Origin of the sequence: Cryobacterium sp. Hh38 (assembly GCF_004403235.1) — a bacterium.
Taxonomy (GTDB): domain Bacteria; phylum Actinomycetota; class Actinomycetes; order Actinomycetales; family Microbacteriaceae; genus Cryobacterium; species Cryobacterium levicorallinum.
Genome location: NZ_SOHD01000027.1, coordinates 79,318 through 104,100 on the forward strand (window position 1 = coordinate 79,318; position 24,783 = coordinate 104,100).

The 24,783-nt window shown below is 62.8% G+C and carries 21 protein-coding genes and 1 pseudogene; 15 read left to right on the forward strand and 7 right to left on the reverse strand.

From position 1 onward, the window contains the following. Positions 1-39: 39 nt before the first annotated feature. Positions 40-732 carry a DUF305 domain-containing protein gene (locus E3T41_RS08850; RefSeq protein WP_104132175.1) on the reverse strand — a complete coding sequence of 231 codons (693 nt, stop codon included), beginning with the start codon at positions 730-732 and terminating at the stop codon, positions 40-42. A 25-nt stretch (positions 733-757) separates the two neighbouring features. Next, positions 758-1,438, reverse strand: coding sequence for a DUF3105 domain-containing protein (locus E3T41_RS08855; protein ID WP_134478171.1), 681 nt, complete (start codon positions 1,436-1,438; stop codon positions 758-760). A gap of 269 nt (positions 1,439-1,707) precedes the next feature. Here E3T41_RS08855 and E3T41_RS08860 point away from each other — a divergent pair, with 269 nt between their 5' ends. Further along, positions 1,708-3,072, forward strand: a complete 1,365-nt coding sequence (locus E3T41_RS08860; protein WP_134478173.1) for a cystathionine beta-synthase — start codon at positions 1,708-1,710, stop codon at positions 3,070-3,072. Positions 3,073-3,095: 23 nt separating this feature from the next. After that, positions 3,096-4,241, forward strand: coding sequence for a cystathionine gamma-synthase (locus E3T41_RS08865; RefSeq protein ID WP_134478175.1), 1,146 nt, complete (start codon positions 3,096-3,098; stop codon positions 4,239-4,241). 176 nt (positions 4,242-4,417) lie between these two features. Here E3T41_RS08865 and E3T41_RS08870 read toward each other — a convergent pair whose 3' ends face one another. Next, a complete protein-coding gene (locus E3T41_RS08870) occupies positions 4,418-5,236 on the reverse strand; it encodes a shikimate 5-dehydrogenase (protein ID WP_134478177.1) in 819 nt (272 codons plus the stop codon). Between the two features lie 194 nt (positions 5,237-5,430). Here E3T41_RS08870 and E3T41_RS08875 point away from each other — a divergent pair, with 194 nt between their 5' ends. From E3T41_RS08875 to E3T41_RS08930, 13 genes and pseudogenes are all read left to right on the forward strand, one after another. After that, positions 5,431-6,468, forward strand: a complete 1,038-nt coding sequence (locus E3T41_RS08875; protein ID WP_166787513.1) for a LacI family DNA-binding transcriptional regulator — start codon at positions 5,431-5,433, stop codon at positions 6,466-6,468. A gap of 252 nt (positions 6,469-6,720) precedes the next feature. Next, on the forward strand, positions 6,721-6,882 hold the full coding sequence (locus E3T41_RS17900; RefSeq protein ID WP_158251609.1) for a hypothetical protein: 162 nt from the start codon (positions 6,721-6,723) through the stop codon (positions 6,880-6,882). After that, the gene (locus tag E3T41_RS08880) at positions 6,879-7,589 is read left to right on the forward strand and encodes an L-ribulose-5-phosphate 4-epimerase (RefSeq protein WP_092448342.1); all 711 of its coding nucleotides are present in this window, start codon (positions 6,879-6,881) and stop codon (positions 7,587-7,589) included. The genes E3T41_RS17900 and E3T41_RS08880 overlap by 4 nt, the downstream gene beginning before the upstream one ends. Continuing rightward, a pseudogene (locus tag E3T41_RS08885) lies at positions 7,538-7,798 on the forward strand (hypothetical protein); the annotation flags it as partial. The gene E3T41_RS08880 and the pseudogene E3T41_RS08885, both read left to right, overlap by 52 nt. An 80-nt stretch (positions 7,799-7,878) precedes the next feature. Next, entirely contained in the window at positions 7,879-8,949 is a 1,071-nt protein-coding gene (gene chvE, locus E3T41_RS08890; RefSeq protein ID WP_369828661.1) for a multiple monosaccharide ABC transporter substrate-binding protein, read from the forward strand. A gap of 143 nt (positions 8,950-9,092) precedes the next feature. After that, positions 9,093-10,622, forward strand: coding sequence for a multiple monosaccharide ABC transporter ATP-binding protein (gene mmsA, locus E3T41_RS08895; RefSeq protein ID WP_092448340.1), 1,530 nt, complete (start codon positions 9,093-9,095; stop codon positions 10,620-10,622). Positions 10,623-10,652: 30 nt separating this feature from the next. Continuing rightward, a complete protein-coding gene (mmsB, locus tag E3T41_RS08900; protein ID WP_092448339.1) occupies positions 10,653-11,882 on the forward strand; it encodes a multiple monosaccharide ABC transporter permease in 1,230 nt (409 codons plus the stop codon). A 451-nt stretch (positions 11,883-12,333) separates the two neighbouring features. Beyond that, on the forward strand, positions 12,334-12,567 hold the full coding sequence (gene nrdH, locus E3T41_RS08905; RefSeq protein WP_092448338.1) for a glutaredoxin-like protein NrdH: 234 nt from the start codon (positions 12,334-12,336) through the stop codon (positions 12,565-12,567). Positions 12,568-12,620: 53 nt separating this feature from the next. Continuing rightward, positions 12,621-13,025, forward strand: coding sequence for a class Ib ribonucleoside-diphosphate reductase assembly flavoprotein NrdI (nrdI, locus tag E3T41_RS08910; protein WP_092448337.1), 405 nt, complete (start codon positions 12,621-12,623; stop codon positions 13,023-13,025). A gap of 26 nt (positions 13,026-13,051) precedes the next feature. Further along, positions 13,052-15,157 (forward strand): class 1b ribonucleoside-diphosphate reductase subunit alpha, encoded by a 2,106-nt coding sequence (nrdE, locus tag E3T41_RS08915; protein WP_104132195.1) that lies wholly within the window; start codon positions 13,052-13,054, stop codon positions 15,155-15,157. A gap of 174 nt (positions 15,158-15,331) precedes the next feature. Then, entirely contained in the window at positions 15,332-16,306 is a 975-nt protein-coding gene (gene nrdF / locus E3T41_RS08920) for a class 1b ribonucleoside-diphosphate reductase subunit beta (RefSeq protein WP_104132179.1), read from the forward strand. A gap of 252 nt (positions 16,307-16,558) precedes the next feature. Then, positions 16,559-17,938 carry an FAD-binding oxidoreductase gene (locus E3T41_RS08925; protein ID WP_134478179.1) on the forward strand — a complete coding sequence of 460 codons (1,380 nt, stop codon included), beginning with the start codon at positions 16,559-16,561 and terminating at the stop codon, positions 17,936-17,938. After that, positions 17,935-19,248: a class I SAM-dependent methyltransferase gene (locus E3T41_RS08930; protein WP_134478181.1), complete on the forward strand. Its 1,314-nt coding sequence runs from the start codon at positions 17,935-17,937 to the stop codon at positions 19,246-19,248. The genes E3T41_RS08925 and E3T41_RS08930 overlap by 4 nt, the downstream gene beginning before the upstream one ends. 12 nt (positions 19,249-19,260) lie before the next feature. Here E3T41_RS08930 and E3T41_RS08935 read toward each other — a convergent pair whose 3' ends face one another. The 4 genes from E3T41_RS08935 to E3T41_RS08950 all read right to left on the reverse strand — a co-directional run bounded on the left by E3T41_RS08935 (position 19,261) and on the right by E3T41_RS08950 (position 24,766). Beyond that, on the reverse strand, positions 19,261-20,412 hold the full coding sequence (locus tag E3T41_RS08935) for a hypothetical protein (RefSeq protein ID WP_134478183.1): 1,152 nt from the start codon (positions 20,410-20,412) through the stop codon (positions 19,261-19,263). Between the two features lie 256 nt (positions 20,413-20,668). Next, the gene (locus E3T41_RS08940; protein WP_092448332.1) at positions 20,669-21,166 is read right to left on the reverse strand and encodes a universal stress protein; all 498 of its coding nucleotides are present in this window, start codon (positions 21,164-21,166) and stop codon (positions 20,669-20,671) included. 137 nt (positions 21,167-21,303) lie between these two features. Next, positions 21,304-22,779: an MFS transporter gene (locus E3T41_RS08945; RefSeq protein ID WP_092448331.1), complete on the reverse strand. Its 1,476-nt coding sequence runs from the start codon at positions 22,777-22,779 to the stop codon at positions 21,304-21,306. A gap of 169 nt (positions 22,780-22,948) precedes the next feature. Next, positions 22,949-24,766 (reverse strand): RNA-binding domain-containing protein, encoded by a 1,818-nt coding sequence (locus E3T41_RS08950; protein WP_134478185.1) that lies wholly within the window; start codon positions 24,764-24,766, stop codon positions 22,949-22,951. Positions 24,767-24,783 lie beyond the last annotated feature (17 nt).

A 24,783-nucleotide genomic window follows, 5' to 3' on the forward strand; every position in this document is an offset into this window, starting at 1 on the left:
CACAGGGTGGGCCCGGCGCCTGTCGCGCACCGGGGAGGGCTACGAACGGTCGGCGAGCATCCCGGTCATCAGATCGATTTCGGACTCCTGGCTCAGCACGACCGAGGTCGCAAACGACTGCACGGTCGCGTTGGTGCTGCGGTCCAGCACCGCCTCGGCCATCTCGATCGCACCCCGGTGGTGAGCGATCATGATGGCGAGAAACTGGCGTTCAGCTTCGACCCCGGAGGCCGCGGTGAGCGCGGCAATTTCGGCGGCGGTCGCGAGCCCGGGCATCGGCTCCCCGGCGACGTGCACGGCGTCGGAACCGGCCGTGTGCGGTCCGTCGTGGGTCTCGCCGGAGAGGCCGGGTCGGGTCATCCAGGTCATCGACGGCTCCGGGGCGAATTGCGGCAGCCCCCACACGGCGAGCCAGCCCGACATCTGCCCGCTCTGCTTGGCCTGCGTCGTGGCGATGTCGTAGGCGAGCAGCCGCACCGGTTCATCATCGGTCCGATCGCGGATGATCAGGGCGAGTTCGACCCCCTGGTTGTGGTGCTCCTGCATATCCCGCGCGAAGCCGGCCTCGGCGCTCGTCGTCTCGGGCGTCGCGTCGACGATCGTGCTCAATCTCCCGATTGAGAAGGCCACGGCTCCGACTACGAGCGCCGTCACCAGAACGGATGCCGCGATCGCACGAATCAGGGTGCGGCGCGGTCGCGACGGTGGGGCATCCGCTGGTCGCGCAGGCATTATGGGCTGCACGCTGTCCCGCGCTCTAGGAAACCTTGCCGGGGGCGTCGATTGCGCCCGAGCAGGAGGCGCCGTCTTCGGGCACGTTCGTGCTCTTCCAGAATTCGGTGAAGAATTCACCGATGCGCGCGTCGTCTGCGCTGTCGACCTGCAGCTGGGCATTCCAACCGCTCAGCACGATCGGTGCGGGAATTCCCTCGAAGGGCGACAACACGACGTAGCTGGAGGGCAGCGCCGTCTTGAGCAGGTCGAGCTCGGCGTCAGCGATCGCCGGGTCATAGGTAACCCAGATTGCGCCGTGCTCGAGGGAGTGCACCGCGTTCTCGCTCGGAACCGCCTGATCGTACACGCCGCAATTGAGCCAGGCCGGGGCGTGTTCGCCACCGGCGGGCGGCGTCTGCTCGTAGGTCACCGCCGTTTCGACGTGTCCGGCCGTGTTAGTGAAGGTCTCCACGCCGTCGATCGTCGACGCATCGCCGGCGCCGCCGCCCGCGTAGTTCGCCGCTTTCGGGGCGAGCGCAAAAGTGGCCACCAGGAGGGCGATGATAGCGACCGCGGCGACCGACCCACCAATGATGCCGATCCGTCGGTTGCGCTTGCTGCGCTTCTGCTGGCGGTGATATTCCTCCAGCTTCTTCGCGCGCTTCGCAGCACGCTCTTCCTTGATCGACGCTTTATTGACTGGGGATCCGGGCTGGGGGGTCACGACGGCCTCTCTGTGGGAACTACTTCCAATCGAACGTACCAGTCGCCCCTGCAGCTTCCCTCTGATCTCGCTCTCACAGACATTTCTCAGGCTGGTCGCCAGGTCTCGCCGCCCGTTAGAGTAGATGCGTGCCCGTTCACTCGTCGTGTTGCTGCTGTCGCTAGCCGACCCTCCACGAACGCGCCCGGCCACCGCCCGGAACGCGCCGCGCCGGTGCAACCCGAGGCCGCGCCTGCCCACTCGCGTGCGGCTCGACAGAAGGAATTCCCATGAAAATCGCTAACACCATTCTCGACCTCATCGGTGACACGCCGCTGGTCAAACTCCACAAGGTCACCGCGGGATTGACCGCGACGGTGCTGGTGAAGCTGGAATATCTCAACCCGGGCGGCTCGGCGAAGGACCGCATCGCGGTGCGCATTATCGACGCCGCCGAGCGCGATGGATTCTTGAAACCCGGCGGTACGATCGTCGAACCCACCTCCGGCAACACCGGGGTGGGCCTGGCCCTGGTGGCGCAGCAGCGCGGCTACAAGTGCGTGTTCGTATTGCCGGACAAGGTCGGCGAGGACAAACGCAACGTCCTCACGGCATACGGCGCCGAGATCGTGGTGACGCCGACATCCGTTTCACCGGAGGACCCCGAATCGTATTACAGCGTCTCGGACCGGCTGGCCAGGGACATTCCGGGTGCTTTCAAGCCCAACCAATACTTCAACCCGAACGGCCCGCTCAGTCACTACGAGACCACCGGCCCCGAGATCTGGCGCGACACCGACGGCACGGTCACGCACTTCGTCGCCGGAGTCGGCACCGGCGGCACCATCACCGGAACCGGCCGCTACCTACGGGAGGTGTCAAACGACGCCGTGCGCATCATCGGAGCGGACCCTGAAGGTTCGGTCTACTCCGGCGGCACCGGCCGGCCCTACCTGGTCGAGGGTGTTGGTGAGGACTTTTGGCCGGGCGCCTACGATCCCGCCGTCGTGCACGAGGTCATCGCCGTCTCCGACGCCGACTCCTTCGCGATGACCCGGCGGCTCGCGCTCGAAGAGGGAATTTTGGTCGGCGGCTCGAGCGGAATGGCCGTCGTTGTCGCCCTACGTGCAGCCGAAAAGCTCGGACCCGACGACACCATCGTGGTCCTGCTGCCCGACGGCGGTCGCGGTTATCTCGGCAAGATCTTCAACGATAAGTGGATGCGCAGCTACGGTTTCAGCGCAGCCCCCGCCGGTCACACGGTCGCCAATTTGCTCGAATCGAAGACCGGGCGACTGCCGGCTCTGGTCTATGTGCACCCGAGCGACACCGTGCGTGACGCCATCGAAACCATGACCAGCCAGGGTGTGTCGCAGCTGCTCGTGCTGAGCGCCAAGCCGCCCGTCGTCATGGGGGAGGTGCTTGGCTCGGTCGATGAGCGAGCTCTGATGGACCGGGTCTTCTCCGGCGACGCGCAGCTCACCGACCGGATCGGGGCGATCGTGGGCGTGCCGCTGCCGCTGATCGGCGTCAACGAGCCCGTCGCTGCCGCCCGCGCCGCCTTCGCCACTCACGACGCGCTGCTCGTGACCGACGGCGGCAAACCACTCGGCGTCATCACCCGGCACGACCTGCTCAGCTACCTGAGCGTCTGATCATTTCTACACAGGGAGCACCCATGGCTAACAAGTTCGACACGATCGCCATCCACGCCGGTCAGGAATTCGACCCGACGACCGGCGCCGTCATTCCGCCGATCTACCAGACTTCCACCTACGTGCAGGAGAGCATCGGCAACCTGCGCGGCGGTTACGAGTACAGCCGCGGCGGCAACCCCACCCGCACCGTGCTCGAATCCCTGCTCGCCGCGTTGGAAGGCGGCAAGCACGGCCTGTCGTTCGCGAGTGGTCTAGCCGCGGAAGACACCATTTTGCGTGCCATCCTCAAGCCGGGCGACCACGTGGTGCTCGGCAACGACGTCTACGGAGGAACCCACCGGCTCATCAACCAGGTGCACGGAGCCTGGGGCGTGCTCAACACGACCGTTGAGATGAGCGACCTTGCGGCGGTTGAGGCGGCCATCCGCCCCGAAACCAAAATCCTCTGGGTGGAGACGCCGAGCAACCCGCTGATGAAGATCAGCGACATCGCGGCACTGTCCGAGATCGCGCACCGGCATGGTGTCATCGCGATCGTCGACAACACGTTTGCGTCGCCGGCCCTGCAGCATCCGCTTGCCTTCGGCGCTGACGTCGTCGTACACTCGACCACGAAATATCTTGGCGGCCACTCTGATGTGCTCGGCGGCGCGCTCATCATCAACGATGACGAGCTGCACGAGAAGGCCAAGTTTCTGCAGTTCGCGGCCGGGCCGGTGTCGGCCCCGCTCGACTCCTGGTTGACCGTCCGCGGCATCAAGACGCTCTCGGTGCGCATGGAACGGCACTGCAAGAATGCTCAGGCCATCGCCGATTTTCTCGACGGCCACCCAGCCATCGAGCAGGTCTACTACCCGGGGCTGCCCGGCCATCCGGGGCACGAGCTGGCCAAGAAGCAGATGTCCGGCTTCGGCGGCATGATCTCCATCGCGTTTGCCGGTGGCGCCGCGGCCGCACGCCAGTTCGCCGAGTCGATGCACCTGTTCCAGTTGGCCGAATCGCTTGGCGGCGTGGAGTCGCTCGTGAACTACCCCTCGGAAATGACGCACGCCTCGGTGCGCGGGACCGAGCTCGAGGTGCCCGACAATATCATTCGCCTCTCGGTCGGAATCGAAGACGTCGAGGACCTCATCGCCGACCTGGAGGGTGCGCTGCCCGGGGCCTGATCTGGACCGACGCGTTTGTTGCGGGCCCAGGTCAGGAAAGCGGGCCCATGATCGATCACGGGCCCGTTTTCCGGGCCCGGGCCCGGAAAGACTTGCGGGGTATCGCGCGTGCGGGCCCAGCATATGAACGTGGGCCCAGTTTCTAAGCTGGGCCCCGTCCGATGCAGAGAGTAGGGTCAGGGCTCGCGGGAGAAAGCGGAGGCCCGGTGCACCTGATCGGGAGTTGGGCGGATGCCGGTGTAGAGAAAGAACTGCTCCTCGGCCTGCAGCGCGACGACCTCGGCTCCCGTGATGACCGGCTTGCCGAGCGCTTGGGCCGCCAGAATGAGCGGAGTTTCGGCGGGGGTGGCTACAACGTCGAAGACCAGGCGTGCCCCCGCTATCGTTTCGGGCAGAAATGACGTTTCAGCGGATGCCGCGCCTCCGGTCATACCTACCGGCGTGACGTTGACGATGAGGTCGGCGGTGAGCGGGCCGACCTCGGGTGCCCAGTCGTAACCGTAGAGTGCGGCCAGCGCCCGGCCGGTGCCCTCGTTGCGCGCCACGATCGTGCCCTGGGCGAACCCGGCATCGTGCAGGGCCGCTGCGACGGCCTTGGCCATGCCGCCGCTGCCGCGCAGAATGACCGAATAGTTCCGCGGCACGGCGTGCTCGGCGAGCAGACGCTGCACTGCGGAATAGTCGGTGTTGTACGCCGTGAGGTGCCCCGCGTTGTTGACGATCGTGTTGACCGAGTCGATGGCCGACGCCGAGGCATCCATTTCATCGATGAAAGCGATGACGTCTTCTTTGTAGGGCATCGACACGGCGCAACCGCGGATGCCTAATCCGCGCACGCCGGCGATCGCATTCGCCAGATCAACCGGGGCGAAGGCCTTGTAAATGTAGTTCAGGCCGAATTCTTCGTAGAGATAGTTGTGAAACCGGGTGCCCAGGTTGCTCGGGCGGGCCGCGAGTGAGATGCACAGGGTCATGTCTTTGTTGAGAATGGGCATAACTCCAGTGTGCCGTGCTTTGCGACACGAGCCGGGCCGGGCGAATGTGACAGTCACATTGTGACCGTCACAATGTGACCGTTACAATGTGACCGTTACAATGTGACCGTTACAATGTGACCGTTACAATGTGACTGTCACATTGCGGTCTGTGCCTGCATAATGTAACCGCGGGCCAATTTGTGACCGTGCACATGACTTCGGGGGTGACCGTGTCGGACGACTCAACGAAAGAGCGTGCGCCGAGCATCCGCGACGTCGCGCGCCTCGCCGGGGTCTCCCACCAGACCGTATCGCGCGTACTCAACAATCACGCCAGCATCCGCGATTCCACCAAAGCCCGGGTGCTCGCGGTCATCGAAGAACTGCAATACCGGCCCAATCGGGCCGCCCGCGCACTCTCGCGCGGACGATCCCGCACGATCGGTGTGCTGTCCGCGTCGAGCGCCGAATACGGCCCGGCGAGCAGCATCGCCGCGATCCAGGACGCGGCGCGGGACGCCGGATACTTTGTGAACACGGCGAACCTCAATCGTGGGGAGCCCGGGTCCATCGCGGCGGCCGTCGACCACCTGATGTCCCAATCCGTGGAGGGGATCGTGGTGATCGCACCGCAGGTGCAGGTGTTCAATGCCCTCAAGCTACTGTCGATCGATGTGCCGTTCGTGACGCTGCAGTCCTCCGGGAACGTGGACGCCAACGCCCTCACCGTGGACCAGATCGCCGGTGCACGACTGGCCACTCGGCACCTCATCGACCTCGGACACCGTGACATCTATCATCTCGCCGGGCCGCAGGACTGGATCGAGGCCGAGGCTCGTATGCACGGCTTCCTGGAGGAGATGGGGGCCAGGGAAGTTCCGACCACGGCGCCGATCCTCGGCGACTGGACTGCGCAATTCGGCTATCACGCCGGGCGCGAGCTGCTGCACGTGCGGGACTTCACTGCAATCTTCTCGTCCAACGACCAGATGGCCCTTGGCCTCATGCACGCGATCCGGGAAGCCGGGCTCGAGGTGCCCCGCGACGTGAGCATCGTGGGCTTCGACGACATCCCGGAGGCGGCTCACTTTTGGCCACCGCTCACGACGGTGCGCCAGGACTTCGCCGAGCTCGGCCGGCGCTGCGTCGCGCTGCTGCTGGCCAACATCGCGGGCACCACTGCGGAAAACCAGGGCGCCATCATGCCGGAGCTCATCGTTCGCGGCTCGACCGCGCGCCCGGCATTCTGAGGTTCGGCCTGCGGGTCGATCGATCCTTTGTAGCGATTTCGATCGGCGGTATGCGCGATTTCGAGCGTTATTCAAACGAGACAAAGTCGCTGTTGACACAGTGTGTCCCAATGCCGCTAACATAAACACACAGCAATGTGACCGATCACATTCGGTCGGAACATGCAGATCGAGTCAAGCGATTGCCCTGTCACCACACCCGAACCACTCGCGGTATCGTCCGCGCTCAGACCTGACATAGGAGTCGATTCCGTGAGTACAACCGATGCGATCTCCTGTACCGAGTCCCTGACCTCGGTCGACGGCGGGACGCGCGCGTTGAGCGTGGCCAATCCGAGTCGGGCCGTTATGGTGCGCGCTGCCGGCGGCCGTCCGGCCGCGGCCACGGACCGCGCCAGGCTGGTGTTCGCATGAGCACCTACGGCCCCCAGATCGAGGTCGCGATCGCCCGCGTTCGCGCTGAAATCACCCGCCTGCACGCGGAGCTGTTTCGCAACGGGCTCGTGGTCTGGACCGGCGGCAATGTCTCTGGCCGGGTGCCGGGCGCCGACCTGTTCGTTATCAAGCCCAGCGGGGTCGACTATGCCGACCTGGCACCGGAGAACATGATTCTCTGTGACCTCGACGCAAATGTCATCCCCGGCACGCCGGGCGCCGACCGCTCGCCGTCGAGTGACACCGCAGCACACGCCTACGTCTACCGGAACATGCCTGATGTCGGCGGTGTTGTGCACACGCACTCCACCTACGCCACGGCCTGGGCCGCCCGCAATGAAGCCATCCCGTGCGTTATCACGGCCATGGCCGACGAATTCGGCGGCCCGATCCCGGTCGGACCTTTCGCCATTATCGGCGACGATTCGATCGGCCGCGGCATCGTGGAGACTCTCACCGGCCACCGTTCTCGTGCCGTCTTGATGGCGAACCACGGGCCCTTCACGATCGGCAAGGACGCCCGCGATGCTGTGAAGGCCGCGGTCATGGTGGAGGACGTTGCCCGCACGGTTCAGCTTGCCCGCGTGGGCGGTGAACTCGTCCCGATCCCACAGGAATCTATCGATTCCCTGTTCGCCCGCTACCAGAATGTCTACGGACAAGCACCGCAGGGGGCGTTGCAGTGATGGCAGCCGACCGCACCACCGTAACGTCGTCTGCCGGCGGCACCGAGGTGCTCCACGATTTCGCCGAGATCGCTCGCACCGAGCTTCTCGTGATCGATAAAACCACCACCCTGCGCGATTTCACCCGCGAAGTGCGTTGGAATCAGGCCTACTACCGACTGGCACAAGGCCTGTACCTGCTCCACAATCCTGCAATTTCACATCAATGACGATAAACAGAATGAAAGGTAACACAGTGAAAAAGAACGTATTCTTCGCAGTCGTGGCCGCGGGTGCCCTCGCGGTATCGATGGCAGCCTGCTCATCCGGCGCCACATCCACCGGCACCGACGGAGGTGGCGACAAGGGACTGATCGGCGTTGCCATGCCGACCAAGAGCTCCGAGCGTTGGATCGCCGACGGTAACGCCGTCAAGAGCCAGCTCGAGGAACAGGGCTTCACCGTCGACCTCCAGTACGCCGAGGACGATATCCCCATGCAGGTCTCGCAGATTGAGAACATGATCACCAAGGGTGCCGAAGCCCTGATCGTGGCCTCGATCGACGGCACGACGCTCACGAGCGTGTTGCAGGACGCCGCTGACGCGGACATTCCCGTCATCGCATATGACCGACTCATCCGCGATACCGAAAACGTCGACTACTACGCCTCCTTCGACAACTTCAAGGTCGGACAGCAGCAGGCCTGGTCGGTCCTGAACGGACTCGGACTTGCCGAACTCGACGGAACGCCCATCGAGGGCGCGCCTGCCGGTCCGTTCAACCTTGAGCTCTTCGCCGGTTCGCTCGATGACAACAACGCGTTCTTCTTCTTCAACGGTGCAATGGATGCCTTCCAGCCGCTGATCGACGACGGCGTCCTCGTGGTCAAGAGCAACCAGACCGACATTGAGCAGGTCGCTACCCTCCGCTGGGCCGGAGAAGAAGCACAGGCTCGCATGGAGGACCTCCTCACCGCGCAGTACTCGGACGGCACCGTGGTCAACGCCATCCTGTCGCCATACGACGGCATCTCTCGTGGCATCATCTCTGCCCTCGAGGGCTCTGGCTACTCCGTCGGCGACGGCTGGCCCATCATCTCCGGCCAGGACGCCGAGATCGACTCGGTCAAGGCGATCAACTCGGGTGAGCAGTACGGCACCATCTTCAAGGACACGCGCGAGCTCGCATCCGTCGCCGTGAACATGGCCGTCGCCCTGCTGAATGGCGAGACCCCCGAGACCAACAACTCGGAGGACTACGACAACGGTGTGAAGACCGTTCCGTCGTTCCTGCTCGACTCGACGATCGTGGTCAAGGACAACATCCCGGCCGTGCTGATTGATTCGGGCTACTGGACAGAAGCAGAAATCAACGGCTAGGTTTCGCTGCCCCTGTTTAGCCCGTGCCCAACGGTCGGTGGGGTAGTTTTACCCCACCGGCCGTTGTGCCCCCCACATTTTTACCGGTCGCCGAAATCGCCCGGGTTCTGACCATGCAATAGAGGAATAAAGAAGGTGCTCACGTGACTACGAACATCCTTGAGATGCGCGGCATCACCAAGACGTTTCCCGGAGTAAAGGCGCTCTCTGACGTGACACTCGACGTCAGTCGCGGGGAGGTCCACGCCATCTGCGGCGAGAACGGTGCCGGAAAGTCAACCCTGATGAAGGTGCTCAGCGGCGTCTACCCGCACGGCACCTACACCGGCGACATCGTCTTCGAAGACGAAATCGTTGAGTTCAAGAGCATCAGCGATTCCGAGGCCAAGGGAATCGTGATCATTCACCAGGAGCTCGCGCTCAGTCCGTACCTCTCTATTGCCGAGAACATCTTTCTGAACAACGAACAGCGTGGCGCCTTCGGTCTCATTGACTGGAACAAGACCAACTCTGAGGCTGCCAAGCTTCTTGCCCGGGTGGGGCTGCGCGAAAATCCAACGACGCGGATCATGGACATCGGCGTCGGCAAGCAGCAGCTCGTCGAGATTGCTAAGGCGCTCTCGAAACGGGTGAAATTGCTGATCCTGGATGAGCCAACGGCGGCCCTCAACGATGACGACTCCGACCATTTGCTCGATCTCATCCTGCACCTCAAGGGTCAGGGCATCACGTCGATCATCATCAGCCACAAGCTCAACGAGATCAAGAAAGTCTCCGACGCGGTCACGATCATCCGTGACGGCCGGGCCATTGAAACCATCGCCAAGCTCGACGTCACCGAAGAACGCATCATCAAAGACATGGTCGGTCGTGACCTCGAGCACCGCTACCCGGATCACACTCCCGACATTGGGGAAGAGATCCTTCGGGTTGAGGACTGGACCGCTTTTCACCCGCAAGACGTGACGCGCATGATCGTTGACCACGTCAACCTCAGCGTACGTGCCGGTGAGATTGTGGGAATCGCCGGCCTCATGGGGGCTGGCCGCACGGAATTCGCAATGAGCCTGTTTGGGCGTTCCTACGGGAGCCGCATCACCGGCAAGGTATTCAAGCACGGCACTGAGATCAAGACCCGCACCGTGACCGAAGCCATCGACAACGGCATCGCCTACGCCACTGAGGACCGCAAGACCTACGGCCTGAACCTGATCGAAGACATTAAGCGCAACGTCTCTATGGCGGCGCTGCATCGGCTGGTACGCAAGGGCCTCGTGAATGACAACGAGGAGTATCAGGTCGCCAACGAATACCGCGCGAGCATGAATATCAAGGCTCCGAACGTGCTCGTCAAGACCGGCAAACTTTCTGGTGGCAACCAGCAGAAGGTGGTGCTGTCGAAGTGGATCTACTCCAACCCCGACGTTTTGATTCTTGACGAGCCCACCCGCGGGATCGACGTGGGGGCCAAATACGAAATTTACACAATCATCAACAAACTTGCCGCGGCCGGTAAGGGCGTTATTGTCATCTCTTCGGAGCTGCCGGAACTGCTCGGCATTTGCGATCGCATTTATACCCTGGCTGAGGGTGCCATCACCGGGGAATTCCCGATTGAGACCGCCACGCCGGAGACCCTCATTAAGCACATGACCATGGAAAAGGCCCGCTAGCGCCGGCGCTAGCGGAAAAGGAGAACCCCAATGAGTGATCAAGAGACCACGCCGGCCACGGGAGGCCTGGTCAACCCGAGTGAGAACAAAGCCACGTCTTGGCTGAGTCACGTTTTGGCCGACCTGGGCAAGAACGGTATTTTCATTGCCCTCGTTCTGGTGGTGGTGCTGTTTGCGGTTCTGACCGACGGCATTCTTTTACGCCCGCAAAATATCTCCAACTTGATCGTGCAGAACGGCTACATTCTCGTTCTCGCCATTGGAATGGTGATGGTGATCGTTGCGGGCCACATCGACCTGTCGGTGGGATCGGTGGCCGCTTTCGTCGGCGCATGTTCCGGTGTCTTCGCCGTGCAGTGGGGCCTGCCGTGGTGGCTGGCCATCATTATGTCGCTCGGCATCGGCGCTCTTGTTGGCGTGTGGCAGGGCTTCTGGATTGCCTATGTGGGAATCCCGGCGTTCATCGTGACCCTGGCGGGCATGCTCATCTTTCGCGGCCTGGCGCTCGTTGTGCTCGGAAATACGAACATCGGCTCCTTCCCGGCCGAGTACCGTGCGCTCGGCAACGGCTTTCTCACCGACGTGTTCGGCGAGTTCGACCTCGACCCGCTCACCCTCGGAGTCGGACTGATCGCCGTGATTGCTCTGATTGTGCAGCAGGTGCGCACGCGCCTGGGACGGTCCAAGTACGGCCAAGAGGTCGAGCCCCTGGTGTGGTTCGTGACCAAGCTCATCCTGATCACCGCGGCAGTTGGCTTCTTCGCCTACGCGCTCGCGAGCTATAAGGGCATCCCGGTCACCCTGATCGTGCTCGCCGTGCTCGTGCTCATCTATGGTGTTGTGATGAACCGGACGGTGTTCGGCCGCCACATCTACGCGATCGGCGGCAACCGCCACGCAGCCGAACTCTCCGGCATCAAGAACCGCAAGGTCGACTTCTACCTGTTCGTGAACATGGGTATTCTCGCCGCCCTGGCGGGCCTCATCTTCACCGCCAGGCTTAATCTCGCCGGCCCGAAGGCCGGTGATGGCTTCGAACTCGAGGCCATTTCGGCAGCGTTCATCGGTGGTGCGGCCGTGCAGGGTGGCATCGGTACGGTCGGCGGCGCCATCATTGGCGGTCTGATCATTGGTGTGCTCAACAACGGTATGTCGATTCTCGGCATTGGCATCGAGTGGCAGCAGGCAGTCAAAGGCCTCGTGCTGCTTCTCGCTGTGGCTTTTGACGTGTACAACAAGCGCCGGTCGGGCGGTCACTGACCGTTCTTGCGTTAGCACTACCCACCCGAAGGCCGGAATGCGTGAGCGTTCCGGCCTTTTGTGTGCCGTGCGCGCTCGGTGTGGGGACCGGCCGCGACACGCCGTCGGACATTCCACAGGCAAAATATAGTCAGGGCAAGGCCCTGTGGATAACTGTCCGGGGTTCCGCGGAATTCGGGCGGTCTGGGGCCGGTCGGCGGTGTGCGGCTTGTGGAATGTCGGTGGATAACTACATAAATGTAATTACCGCATGTAGTGGCTCTGTTCTTCTTTGATCACTAGATGTAGTATTGAGACTCTAGCCAGGCAGTATTGCCAGGCGAAAACTTGCTCACTTTACACTGCGATTTCCGACGAATTCCGGCTCGAAGTCGAAGTTTTTTATAGAACATACTTGCGAAGTATCACGAGCAGAATTAGACTGAATCAGCCAAGAAGAGAGGCCATAATCATGGCAATCACCGTTTACACGAAGCCCTCCTGCGTGCAGTGCACGGCGACTTACCGTGCTCTCGACAACAAGGGCATCGAGTACGAGGTGCGCGATCTCTCGGTCGACGAGAACGCTCTCGACGCGGTCAAGGCCCTTGGTTACCTGCAGGCGCCCGTCGTCATTACCGACGAAGAGCACTGGAGCGGCTTTCGCCCGGACAAGATCAACGCGCTCGCCGCTCGCCTCGCGTAGTTCAGATCGCACCCTCGCGCCAACACCCACAAACTCAGGATTGACTCGCACGGATGACTGACATGGTGTACTTTTCCAGCACCTCGGGCAACACCCATCGGTTTGTCGAAAAACTGGGCCGGTCGGCCGCACGCATTCCGCTCCACGCCCGCGACGAGCCGCTCGTCGTCCAGGCTCCGTTCGTGCTGTGCGTGCCCACCTATGGTGGGGGCCGTGACGGCGGGGCTGTCCCCAAGCAGGTCATCAAGTTTTTGAACAACGAGACCAACCGGTCCTTGATTCGCGGCGTCATCGGCGCCGGCAACATGAATTTCGGTACGGCCTATTGCCTGGCCGGCGACATCATCGCCGCCAAGTGCAAGGTGCCGCACCTGTATCGCTTTGAAGTATTTGGAACACCGGATGATGTACGCATCGTTCACGACGGATTGGAAGAATTTTGGAAACAACAGCCGTGAAAGTCACACCAGTGGATGCGCCGAGCATGGATTACCACTCGCTCAACGCCATGCTCAACCTGTACGGGCCGAACGGGGAGATCCAGTTCGACAAGGACCAGGAAGCCGCGCGGGAGTTCTTTCTGCAGCACGTCAACCAGAACACGGTGTTCTTCCACTCGCTGCGCGAGCGCCTCGACTACCTGGTCGAGAAGGAATACTACGAGCAGGCCGTGCTCGACCAGTACTCGTTCGAGTTCATCACGAGCCTGAACGACCTCGCCTACTCCAAGAAGTTCCGCTTCCAGAGCTTCCTCGGCGCATTCAAGTACTACACCTCGTACACGCTGAAGACTTTCGACGGCAAGCGTTATCTCGAGCGTTTCGAAGACCGCGTCGTCATGACGGCGCTGGGTCTCGCATCCGGTGATGAGAAGCTTGCCGTCGAACTGGTCGAAGAAATCATCGCCGGCCGTTTTCAGCCCGCGACGCCGACCTTTTTGAACTCGGGCAAGGCCCAGCGCGGCGAGCTCGTCTCCTGCTTCCTGCTGCGAATCGAAGACAACATGGAGTCGATCAGCCGCGGCATCAACTCCTCGCTGCAGCTGTCAAAGCGCGGCGGCGGCGTGGCGCTGCTACTCAGCAATATCCGTGAGGCCGGCGCCCCGATCAAGCAGATCGAGAACCAGTCCAGCGGCATCATCCCCGTGATGAAGCTGCTCGAAGACTCCTTCAGCTACGCCAACCAGCTCGGTGCCCGGCAGGGAGCCGGAGCCGTCTACCTGCAGGCGCACCACCCCGACATCATGCGTTTTCTCGATACCAAGCGGGAGAACGCCGACGAGAAGATTCGCATCAAGACGCTCTCGCTCGGTGTCGTCATTCCTGACATCACCTTTGAGCTCGCCAAGAATGACGAGTGGATGTACCTCTTCTCGCCCTACGACGTGGAAAAGGTCTACGGCGTGCCCTTCGCCGATATCTCGGTGACCGAGAAATACCACGAGATGGTCGACAACCCCCGCATCAAGAAGTCGAAGATGAAGGCGCGCGAGTTCTTCCAGACCCTCGCCGAGATTCAGTTCGAGTCCGGCTACCCGTACATCATGTTTGAAGACACGGTGAACAAGGCCAACCCGATCGACGGTCGCATCAACATGTCGAACCTCTGCTCCGAGATTCTGCAGGTGAACACCCCGACCACGTACAACGAGGACCTCTCGTACAACGAGATCGGCAAGGACATCTCCTGCAACCTCGGGTCGATGAACATCGCCCTGGCGATGGACTCCGGCAACCTCGGGCGCACCGTCAACGCCGCCATTCGTGGCCTGAACGCGGTGTCCGAGCAGAGCCACATCAGCTCGGTTCGCTCCATCGAAGACGGTAACGACCGTTCGCACGCCATCGGCCTCGGCCAGATGAACCTGCACGGCTACCTCGCCCGTGAGCGCATCTACTACGGCAGTGAAGAGAGCATCGACTTCACCAACATCTACTTCTACACGGTGTTGTTCCACGCGCTGCGCGCCTCGAACGCCCTCGCCATCGAGCGCGGTCGCACCTTCGAGGGCTTCGAAAACAGCACCTATGCCTCCGGTGCGTTCTTCGACAAGTACACCGACCAGGTCTGGGAGCCGACGACTGACCGCGGCGCCGAGCTGTTCACCCAGGCCGGAGTGTCGATTCCGACGCAGGCGGACTGGGCCGAGCTGAAGGCATCCGTTGTCGAGCACGGTATTTACAACCAGAACCTGCAGGCCGTGCCGCCGACCGGATCGATCTCGTACATCAACAACTCGACCGCGTCGATTCACCCGATCGCGGCCAAGATCGAGATTCGCAAGGAAGGCAAGCTGGGCCGCGTCTACTACCCGGCGCCGTTCATGACGAACGACAACCTGGAGTTCTACCAAGACGCCTATGAGATCGGCTACGAGAAGGTCATCGATGTCTACGCCGCGGCGACCCAGCACGTTGACCAGGGCCTCTCGCTGACGCTGTTCTTCAAGGACACCGCGACGACCCGCGACATCAACCGCGCGCAGATCTACGCATGGAAAAAGGGCATCAAGACGATCTACTACATCCGTCTGCGCCAGATGGCCCTCGAAGGCACGGAAATTGAGGGTTGCGTCTCGTGCGCGCTTTAATCTGGCGCATCGAATGATGGATTAAAATCGCTGGTCGAGCTTGCCCCGACCGCCATCGAAATACCGTGGCGGTCGGGGCAAGCTCGACCAGCGGTTGGCTGGGTTTCGCATACCGGCGCCGACGAGTAACGACCCAAGCAATACCCAATAAGCAGTATCCGAAGAGGACCTCCCATGATTGACAAGCTCAAGCTGGTGTCGCACGTTGACGCGATCAACTGGAACAAGATCGAAGACGATAAAGACGTCGACGTCTGGAACCGCCTGACCAATAACTTCTGGCTGCCGGAGAAGGTTCCGCTCAGCAACGACATCCAGTCGTGGAACCAGCTGACGCCGGTGGAGCAGCAGCTCACAATGCGCGTCTTTGCGGGGCTGACCCTGCTCGACACGATCCAAGGCACAGTGGGCGCTGTCTCGCTCATCCCCGATGCGATCACCCCGCACGAAGAAGCCGTCTACACGAACATCGCCTTCATGGAGTCGGTGCACGCCAAGAGCTACTCCTCGATCTTCTCAACGCTGGCCTCCACCAAGGAGATCGACGAAGCTTTTCGCTGGTCGACCGAGAACGAGAACCTGCAGCGCAAGGCCTCGATCGTCATGGATTACTACCAGGGCGACGACCCGCTCAAGCGCAAGGTCGCCTCGGTGCTGCTCGAGTCGTTCCTGTTCTACTCGGGCTTCTACCTGCCGATGTATTTCTCCAGCCGCGCCCGCCTGACCAACACGGCCGACCTCATCCGTTTGATCATTCGTGACGAAGCCGTGCACGGCTACTACATCGGCTACAAGTTTCAGAAGGGGCTCGAAAAAGAGACGCAGGCGCGTCGCGACGAGATCAAGGATTACACCTTCAATCTCGTGTTCGAGCTGTACGAGAACGAGGTGCAGTACACGCAGGACCTCTATGACGAGGTCGGCCTGACCGAAGACGTCAAGAAGTTTCTGCACTACAACGCCAATAAGGCGCTGATGAACCTCGGCTACGAGGCGATCTTCCCGAAGGACGTCTGCGACGTGAACCCGGCGATTCTCTCCGCGCTCTCACCCAACGGCGACGAGAACCACGACTTCTTCAGCGGGTCGGGTTCGTCGTACGTGATCGGCAAGGCCGTGGTTACCGAAGACGACGACTGGGACTTCTAACCACACACACGACCTCGGGGAATGCTATGCGCTCATAGCTGTTCGGAGCCGGTTGATGAAGCGGATGCCACAGCTCGCGCCGCGTCGGCTGCGCGAAACTCCTCGGGCGTGGCGAAGAAAATTGCTGGCCGCTCTGGTGTGCCGGCCGGCGTGCCGATCGTCGTGGTCCTGGCCTGAGCCTGCCAGAACGCGGGCGATATCGGTGGCAACGAGCACTGGTGTGATCGCTTCACTGGGGACTAACGTGAGGGCGTGCCCGCTGTTGTGCTCGACGCCCGGAGCGCTCACGCCGCCGGCGTGCAGCGCCTACTGCAGAGCTATCGCGCCGTCCCGGTGGCGACCCCGATTCGATTGGCCAAGTCCACCTCGAATCTGTTTCGGACCCGGACCAAAGCCCGGGGCGTAGGGCTCGACCCGTCCGGACTGACCGGCGTCATTGCTGTTGATACGGAGGCGCGAACGGCCGACGTGGCCGGCATGTGCACCTACGAAAACCTCGTTGCCGAGACGCTGCGCTACGGGTTGGCGCCGCTGGTCGTGCCGCAGTTGAAGACCATCACCCTCGGCGGCGCGGTCACCGGCCTCGGCATCGAGTCGACATCGTTCCGCAACGGCCTGCCCCACGAATCCGTGCTGGAACTGGACATCCTCACCGGCGCCGGAGAAGTGCTCACCGCATCGCGCCGCGAGAACCCCGAGCTGTACCATGCCTTCCCCAACTCCTACGGCACTCTGGGCTACGCGGTACGGCTGCGCATTGAACTCGAACCTGTCCAGCCCTTCGTCGCTCTCACGCACGTGCGGTTCCACGCGCTCGTCGACCTGGTCGCGGCGATCAACGGCATCCTGCTGACCGGCAGCCTCGACGGTGTCGCCGTCGATTATCTCGACGGTGTCGTGTTCAGCGCCGACGAAAGCTACCTCTGCGTGGGCCGGCAGACCAGCGAGCCCGGCCCCGTCAGTGACTACACCGGCCAACAGATCTACTACCGCTCCATCCGACACGAGCGCGGTGTGACAACCGACCGCCTCACGATTCACGACTACCTCTGGCGCTGGGACACCGACTGGTTCTGGTGCTCCGAGGCGTTCGGCGCGCAGCATCCGTTTATTCGCCGGTGCTGGCCCGGGCGTTACCGGCGCAGCAGCTTTTACGGAACCCTGATGAGGCTCGAACGGCGGTTTCAGATCGGCGACCTCCTCGAGAAACTGCACGGCCGGCCGCCCCGCGAGCGAGTGGTGCAAGACGTTGAGGTGCCTCTGGAGCGGTGCGCGGAATTTCTGGACTGGTTCCTCGACACGGTGCCGATTGCACCGATCTGGCTGTGCCCGCTGCGCTTGCAGGGCGATGACCGCTGGCAGCTCTACCCGATGCGACCCCGGCAGAGCTACGTCAACGTCGGGTTCTGGTCGACGGTGCCGGTCGGGTCGATCGAGGGGGAGGCCAACCGGCGCATCGAACGCAAGGTCCGCGAGCTTGACGGGCACAAGTCGCTGTACTCCGACTCGTTCTATTCCCGTGAAGACTTCGACGAACTCTACGGCGGGCAAGCCTACCGGGCCGCGAAAAAACGCTACGACCCCGATTCACGTCTCCTCGACCTCTATGCCAAGGCGGTGCAACGACAATGACGACGTTCAAAGATCGTAAAACGGATGCTTCGGCCGGCACGTTCACCATCGCGCAGGTCCTGGAGATTCTGGCCGGCGGACGCCTTCCGGTGCGGTTCACCGCCTACGACGGGAGTTCGGCCGGACCCCCGGACGCCCCGCTCGGGCTGGACCTGTTGACGCCGCGCGGCACCCACTATCTCGCCACGGGCCGTGGCGACCTCGGACTGGCCCGCGCCTATATCGCCGGCGACCTCGACCTCCGCGGGGTGCACCCTGGGGACCCGTACGAACTGCTCAAGGCACTTTCCGAGAGTCTGGTTTTCACCCGGCCACCGGCGCGGCTGATGGTGGACATCATCCGCTCTATTGGAATCAGGCAGCTGCGCCCGATAGAGCCGCCGCCGGAGGAGGCGGAACCCCGCTGGCGCCGCGTTGCGGGAGGGCTACGACACAGCAAGACTCGTGACGCCGACGCGATCCACCACCACTACGACGTCTCGAACAGGTTCTACGAGTGGGTGCTTGGGTCGTCGATGACCTACACCTGCGCCTGCTACCCGAGCGGCGACGCCTCCCTGGACGAGGCGCAGGAGAACAAATACCGACTCGTGTTTGAGAAGCTGCGGCTGAGGTCGGGCGACCGGCTACTCGACGTCGGGTGCGGTTGGGGCGGCATGGTGCGCTACGCCGCCCGGCGCGGTGTGCGCGCCACCGGAGTCACGCTCTCGATCGAGCAGACCGCGTGGGCGCAGCGGGCCGTCGCCGAGGACGGCCTGAGCGATCTGGCGGAGGTTCGCTTCGGCGACTACCGCGACGTCACGGAAACCGGCTTTGATGCGATATCGTCCATCGGGCTGCTTGAGCACATCGGCGTGCGCAAATATTCGTCGTACTTCCGCTTTCTGCAGGACAGGCTGCGCCCCGGCGGCTTGCTGCTCAATCACTGCATCACCCGGCCGGAGAATCAGACCGAACCGGCGACTCGCGGGTTCATCGATCGTTATGTCTTCCCCGATGGGGAGCTCACCGGCTCGGGCCGGATCATTAGCGAAGCGCAGGATACAGGCCTCGAGGTGCTGCACGAGGAAAACCTGCGCCAGCACTACGCGCTCACTCTGCGCGACTGGGGCGCCAACCTGGTCGAGCATTGGGACGAGGCCGTCGCGGAGGTCGGGCTGCCCACCGCGAAAGTGTGGGGGCTGTACATGGCGGGTTCGAGGCTCGGCTTCGAGCGCAATGGGATCCAGTTGCACCAGGTGCTGATGACCAAGCCCCACGAGGGTGGCGCGGCCGGGGATCTGCCGTTGCGGCCGTGGTGGACGCCGTAGCAGCAGCCGAGCTCAGTACCAGTTGGACTCCTCGGAGTGTGTCCAGGCGCCACAGGGGGTGCCGTAGCGGGAAGCGATGTAGCCTAGGCCCCAGGTGATCTGGGTGGCGGGGTTCGTTTGCCAGTCGTCGCCCGCGGTCTGCATCTTGCTCCCAGGAAGCGACTGGGGAATTCCGTAGGCGCCGCTGGACGCGTTGTAGGCGCTCACCCGCCAGCCCGACTCCCGTTGCCAGAGCTGAACCAGGCAGGTGAATTCGGCGGTGCCCCAGCCCCGGGCGGCGACCTGGGTGGCGGCGATCGCCTGCGCGCCGCTGCGATCGATCACGGCTCCGGCGGGCGGTACGGGCAACGACGCGGGTGATCCGGATGACGCGGACGCCTCAGCCGCCGCGATGGCCGCAGCCTGGCGCTGCTGTTCGAGATACTGCTGATGGGCGGCCACGCCGTTTCGATACTGCCGCTCCACGTCGGCGGATGAGTTCTTCAGTGACGCGAGCTGGGCATAGAGCACCTCGCTTGCGGACTGCTTTACGACAACCTCCGCGTCGGCTGCCTGCTGGGCCGCGCGCGCAGCCGTCAGCCCGGCCAATGCTGCGGCCTGCAATCGGTCGCGCTCCGTGGTCATCGCTTCGGCTTGCGCGCTGAGCGCCTCGGCCGAGTTGCGTTCGGCATCAGCCTCCGCGGTGAGCCGCCCCGCCTGCTCCGTGAGTCGCTCCATCGTGCCGAGCCGAAACAGCAGGTCGTCGGAGTGCGTGCTGTCGAAGAAGGCGCCCAGACTCAAATCGGTGCCTGCGGCTCGGTAAAGCTGGGCCCCCAACGCGCCCAGTCGGGTGCTGCTGTCGACAGAGCGAGCGGATGCGGCATCCGCTTGAACGGAGAGCACCGTCTGCTGGGCTGCGGCTGCGCTGTAATCCGCCTGTGTTTGTTCATGGGCGGCGCCGAGCGCTACGGCGTCGTCGGCGAGGGTGGCGGTGCGGGTCTGCAACTCGTCGAGCGCGAGTTCGATCGCGGCTACCTCGGCGAGAGTGGCGGCGACGCTGCTCTTGGCGGCTTCCACCTGCTCCCAGGTCGGGTAATCGGCGGCGGCGGCGGAACTCGTGGTGACGCTGCCGGCCGCGATGGCGGCGGCGGTCACGAGGCAGAGAAACATGCCCGGTTGTTTCATGGAACTTAGTCCTCACCCCGTAGACGGTGAGTTTAGCCGCCCGACCCGGGAAAACCGGTGGGTGGGTAAATCCGCGCGGACGGCGACGGTCACAACGGATGCTCCCGGCTCTGCCTGCAGGTTCGCGCCGCACGTCGTCGACCGGGCCGAGTCGAGCCTTTAGGGGAAGGTTTGACGAGCTTTTCGGGGCACGTTTGACGAGGTTTTAGGGGAAGGTTCAACGGGGCTTGAGGGGCACGTTTACCGCTTGCCGGGATTAGGCGGGGTCCCAAGGTAGGGGCTGATCAGACGGAACCGGGGCGAGGGGAATCACCACCACCGGACGATGCTGACGGTGCGCCAACTGGGCCGCCACCGAACCGTTGATGAACTCCTGCAGGCTGGCCCGCAAGGTCGCCTCCCTAGTTCCGACCACGATCATCGCGGCACTCAGCGTGTCTGCCAACTCGCCGAGGGCCCCGGCCGGATTGCCGGCCAGGGCCCGGGTGCTCCAGGTGAGCCTGCATCCGTCGAGAAGCACGGCCAGGTGCGCCGCGAGATCCGGGTCGAATCTCGCCTCCGCACGTTCGGGCGAGTCCGCAGTGAATGGCAGACTCGTCATCGTTCCGTCGCCCAGGTCGTAGACCCGGTACTGGCCGGCGTCGACGGATGCGCACACCAGCTCCGCGTTGAAGCGCGCCGCGAATATGGCCGCCTGCACGACGACGGTATCCGCTTGGCCGGGCACTACCCCAACAATCACGCACGCGCTCATGCTGTACTCCTTTACTCAAGGGCCCGCAGACGAACCGGAACGCCTGCCGAACAGCGGGTCACCGTCAGCATGGCAGACCCCGCCCCGATTTGCCGTTTGGCGGATACAGAGATTTTCGTCCAGCGACGAGCAGGACTTCAGGCGTTCGGTACGGTGGATTTTTCAGTTCGGCCTCCGAACAAATCGACCAGGGCGAAGGCCAGGGCAACGGCGATGAGTGCCAACGCGACCAGGATGCCGCTGAAGAAGCCGTCACGAAACACCTGCACGCGATCAGGCTGGCTCGCCTCCGCGTACAACATCGCGTAGAAGGTCGAGATTATGGCCGCGACTCCGATCGCGGTTCCCACTCGCTGACCGACCTGGGCCATCGACCCGGCGACACCGCCCTGAGTGACCGGAACGTCGCTCAGGGTGAGCGTCTGATTCGGCGAAATGACGAGGCCACCGCCGGCGCCGGTCATAGTCATGGCTGCGGCGATGAGCCACGGAGCGAGGTTCACCGAGGCGAACAGTCCCGCAAGCAGAACGAGCACAAAGCCGATCATGACCGTGACCAGGCCGGCGGCGACGAGTTGGCGGCCCCAGCGAAAGACCAGGCGACCGCCGATCCACGACGTAACGGCGGAGGCGAGAGCAAATGAGATGCTGACCATTCCGGCGAAGACGGGTTCCAGCCCGAGGCCCTGCTGCAAAAAGAGGGTGACCAGCAGAAAGTACGGTGGAATCGCCGCAAAATATGCCGTCGAAATCAGTATCCCGTTGCGATAGGACGCCGTGCGAAAGAGCGAGAAATCTATAACGGGTGACTTGCCGATCTGCTGGTATCGCCGTTCCCACCAGAAGAATGCGGCACCGGACAGGCCGAAGACAATGAGCCAGAACCAACGGTTGTGGTCATCCGTTGGCGAACCGGTCGTCAGCACGAACGGGAGCATGAGGCCGAGGGTGGCAATTCCGAGCAAGAGGATGCCGACCAGGTCCAGTCCGGTCTGCTCCCGTGCATGACTCTGACGTTTCGGAAGCACGCGCATCGCGAAAAAGAGCGCCAGCAGGCTCAACGGCACGTTCATCCAAAACGACAGACGCCATCCGTTCTCTGGGCCGCCCACGGCGATCAGGAGGCCACCCAGCGTCGGCCCGAAGGCCGTCGAAATTCCAATGACCGCGCCAAACAAGCCGAATGCGTGCCCTCGTGCCGCGCCCTGGTAGAGCTGCTGGATCAGCCCGAGTACCTGCGGCATCTGGATTCCCGCAGCGATTCCCTGCACGATGCGCGCTACTATCAGGAACTCGATCGTGGGCGCGATCGCGCACAGGATGCTCGCGACCGTAAATGAACTGAGACCCACGATGAACATGAGTCGCCGGGAATGAATGTCGCCCAGCCGACCGGACGGTACCAGCGCAAGCCCGAAAGCGAGGGCGTAACCAGCGACGATCAGCTGGAGTTCGGTGGTACCGCCGCCGAGCGACTGTTCGATGGCGGGCAGGCCAACATTGATCTTGGACAGGTCGAGAATGGTGAGCGATGCAACTCCGACGCAGACCCAGAAGGCTTGCCGCTTCAGCCGGTCGGCATGTTCGGAGCTCGGATGGGGTGTATTCGGCATGTTCCACTCACTCTAAAGCCGGGGTGCGGAGCCGGCATCGTCTGGGGCGCGTGACAGCACCCTGTCGGGGCCTGACCGTGACGAAGGTTACCGAATTCTGGGCGGTATTTTGAGGGCCACTCTGCCGCGAACTTTGTCCTTCTCGGCCTGTCAGAACAGGGTGTTGGGTTCACCCACGGGGCCGCCTGGCCGGGGGGGTCGAGTCCTCGGCGGTTGGAGCAGCGGTGGTAGGCTTCGCCGCCGTAGTCGCGTTGAGCCCCGTGGCTACGTAGACGACCATTGGGCCGCGGCGAGGGCTATCTGGGGCAAAATCGATGAGCTTTCGAGTCCTCAGGCGTGTCAGCCGATTCCGTGCGGTGACGACATCGCAGTCAAGATAGTTGCGGACGTCCTCGTTCGAAATGCGATCGTGACGTTTGAGGTGGCGGATGAGTTTTTCATCGTCGGCGTCGATGCTATCTGTGCGGTACGTCAGTGCCGAACGCAGACCAGCGATCGTGCGCGATGAGAGTAGGTAGTTCGGGTGCGCCCGTCGCGTTGTGCTCTTCGTGGGTTGGATGAGCTCGGCAGTATGCATCCGGATTAGGATTCTCTGCGTGTCATTCGGGTTTCGCTGGAGCCTTGTCGAAACTGTGTCAGCGTTCACTGACCGGTTGTGCCTCAGCGCGGTTAGGACAGTGAGTACGTCGACATCAGTTGCGAGGGCGTCTGGCATTGCGGAGCTTCTCAGAAATCGCGCGAAAGCCTCATCACCGGCGCCGCCAATGAGCGCCACTCGGAACCGAGGCCCGTCTTCGAAGGCGGGTGGCTCTTTACCCAGGAGGGCGACGGATCGGAAAATCCGGTCGAAACCGAGTCCGCTCATTTCTGCCAATCGAAGCCTGGCCATGTGCCCGGCTAGTTTGGGGTTTCGTGGTGACGCGGCATCATGCAAGAGGCGGTCGACGCGGAGGGATGGCAGGAGGCCGCCTGGGCTCGTGACGACCAGCTCCTCGGGGCTGTGGATGATCTCGACGACGCCAGTGGCCTCCCAGTCTCGGTGCGCGAAGGCATTGGCAATAACCTCGCGAAGTGCGTCTCTCGGGTAGTCGACGAGTTCGATTTGTTCGGCGCCGACACGAATAAACTGGCTGCGCGCAAGTGAGCCAACAGTCGTGAGGAGTTGGTCGAGCAGTAGCACTAACGGCAAAGACGTGTCGTCTCGTCGCATCAGAATTCGGGGGTCGCCTCCCAAACTGGGGCGCGATTGCACGCTGACTCCCCATTGAAAGATTGTCTTCAGGGCCTCGGGATTTCCGTAAAGCAGCACTGCGGCACGATTCGGTCCCCCGTTCGCAGTCGCGAGTTCGGTCGCCTTGGCGAAGGCGGGGAAGTCTGAGAGGGCGATTGACGCTAACTCGTCATTGCCATTCAGTGAGAGGAGCTGGGCGCCTCTCTCGATGGCTGCCCGGGACAGTTGACTCCACTCTATGCTTGCTGGTTCGGCGGACCAGTCGCGCCCTTGTCGAATGGCTCTGAGGCCACGGAGCTGCTCGCCTTCGAGGGCGACGCAGCGGTCGTTGAGGCGGATCTTGTAGACGCCCTCCGTTGTGCTGTAGACGTCGCTCCCGTCCGGGACGCCCAGCACCAGGATGCTCTTGCCGTCCACAATTAGTGTGTGGGGGTGAACCGTGATCGACGGGCTTGTGCGGGCGTGCATGTTGTTGACGATGTCATTGATGAGCCATTTTGTGGTGTCGACTCCGACGATTGCTTCAGATCGCGTCGCTGCTTTATCCTTCACGCCGATGATGAGAATGCCGCCATTTTGCGCATTGGCGAAACAGACGACGGATTCGGCGAGGTCCTTGAGGAATTTTTCGGGAGCCCGTCGGTCACCGCTCGGTGGGGTCTGCTTGAAGTCAAGCCTTGTGCCCTCGAGCGAATCAGCGTCCCAGCCGTCCCCAATCTCGGCCAATGCTGACTCAGCTTCCTCGCGTACTGTCATAGCCAAATGATAACAGG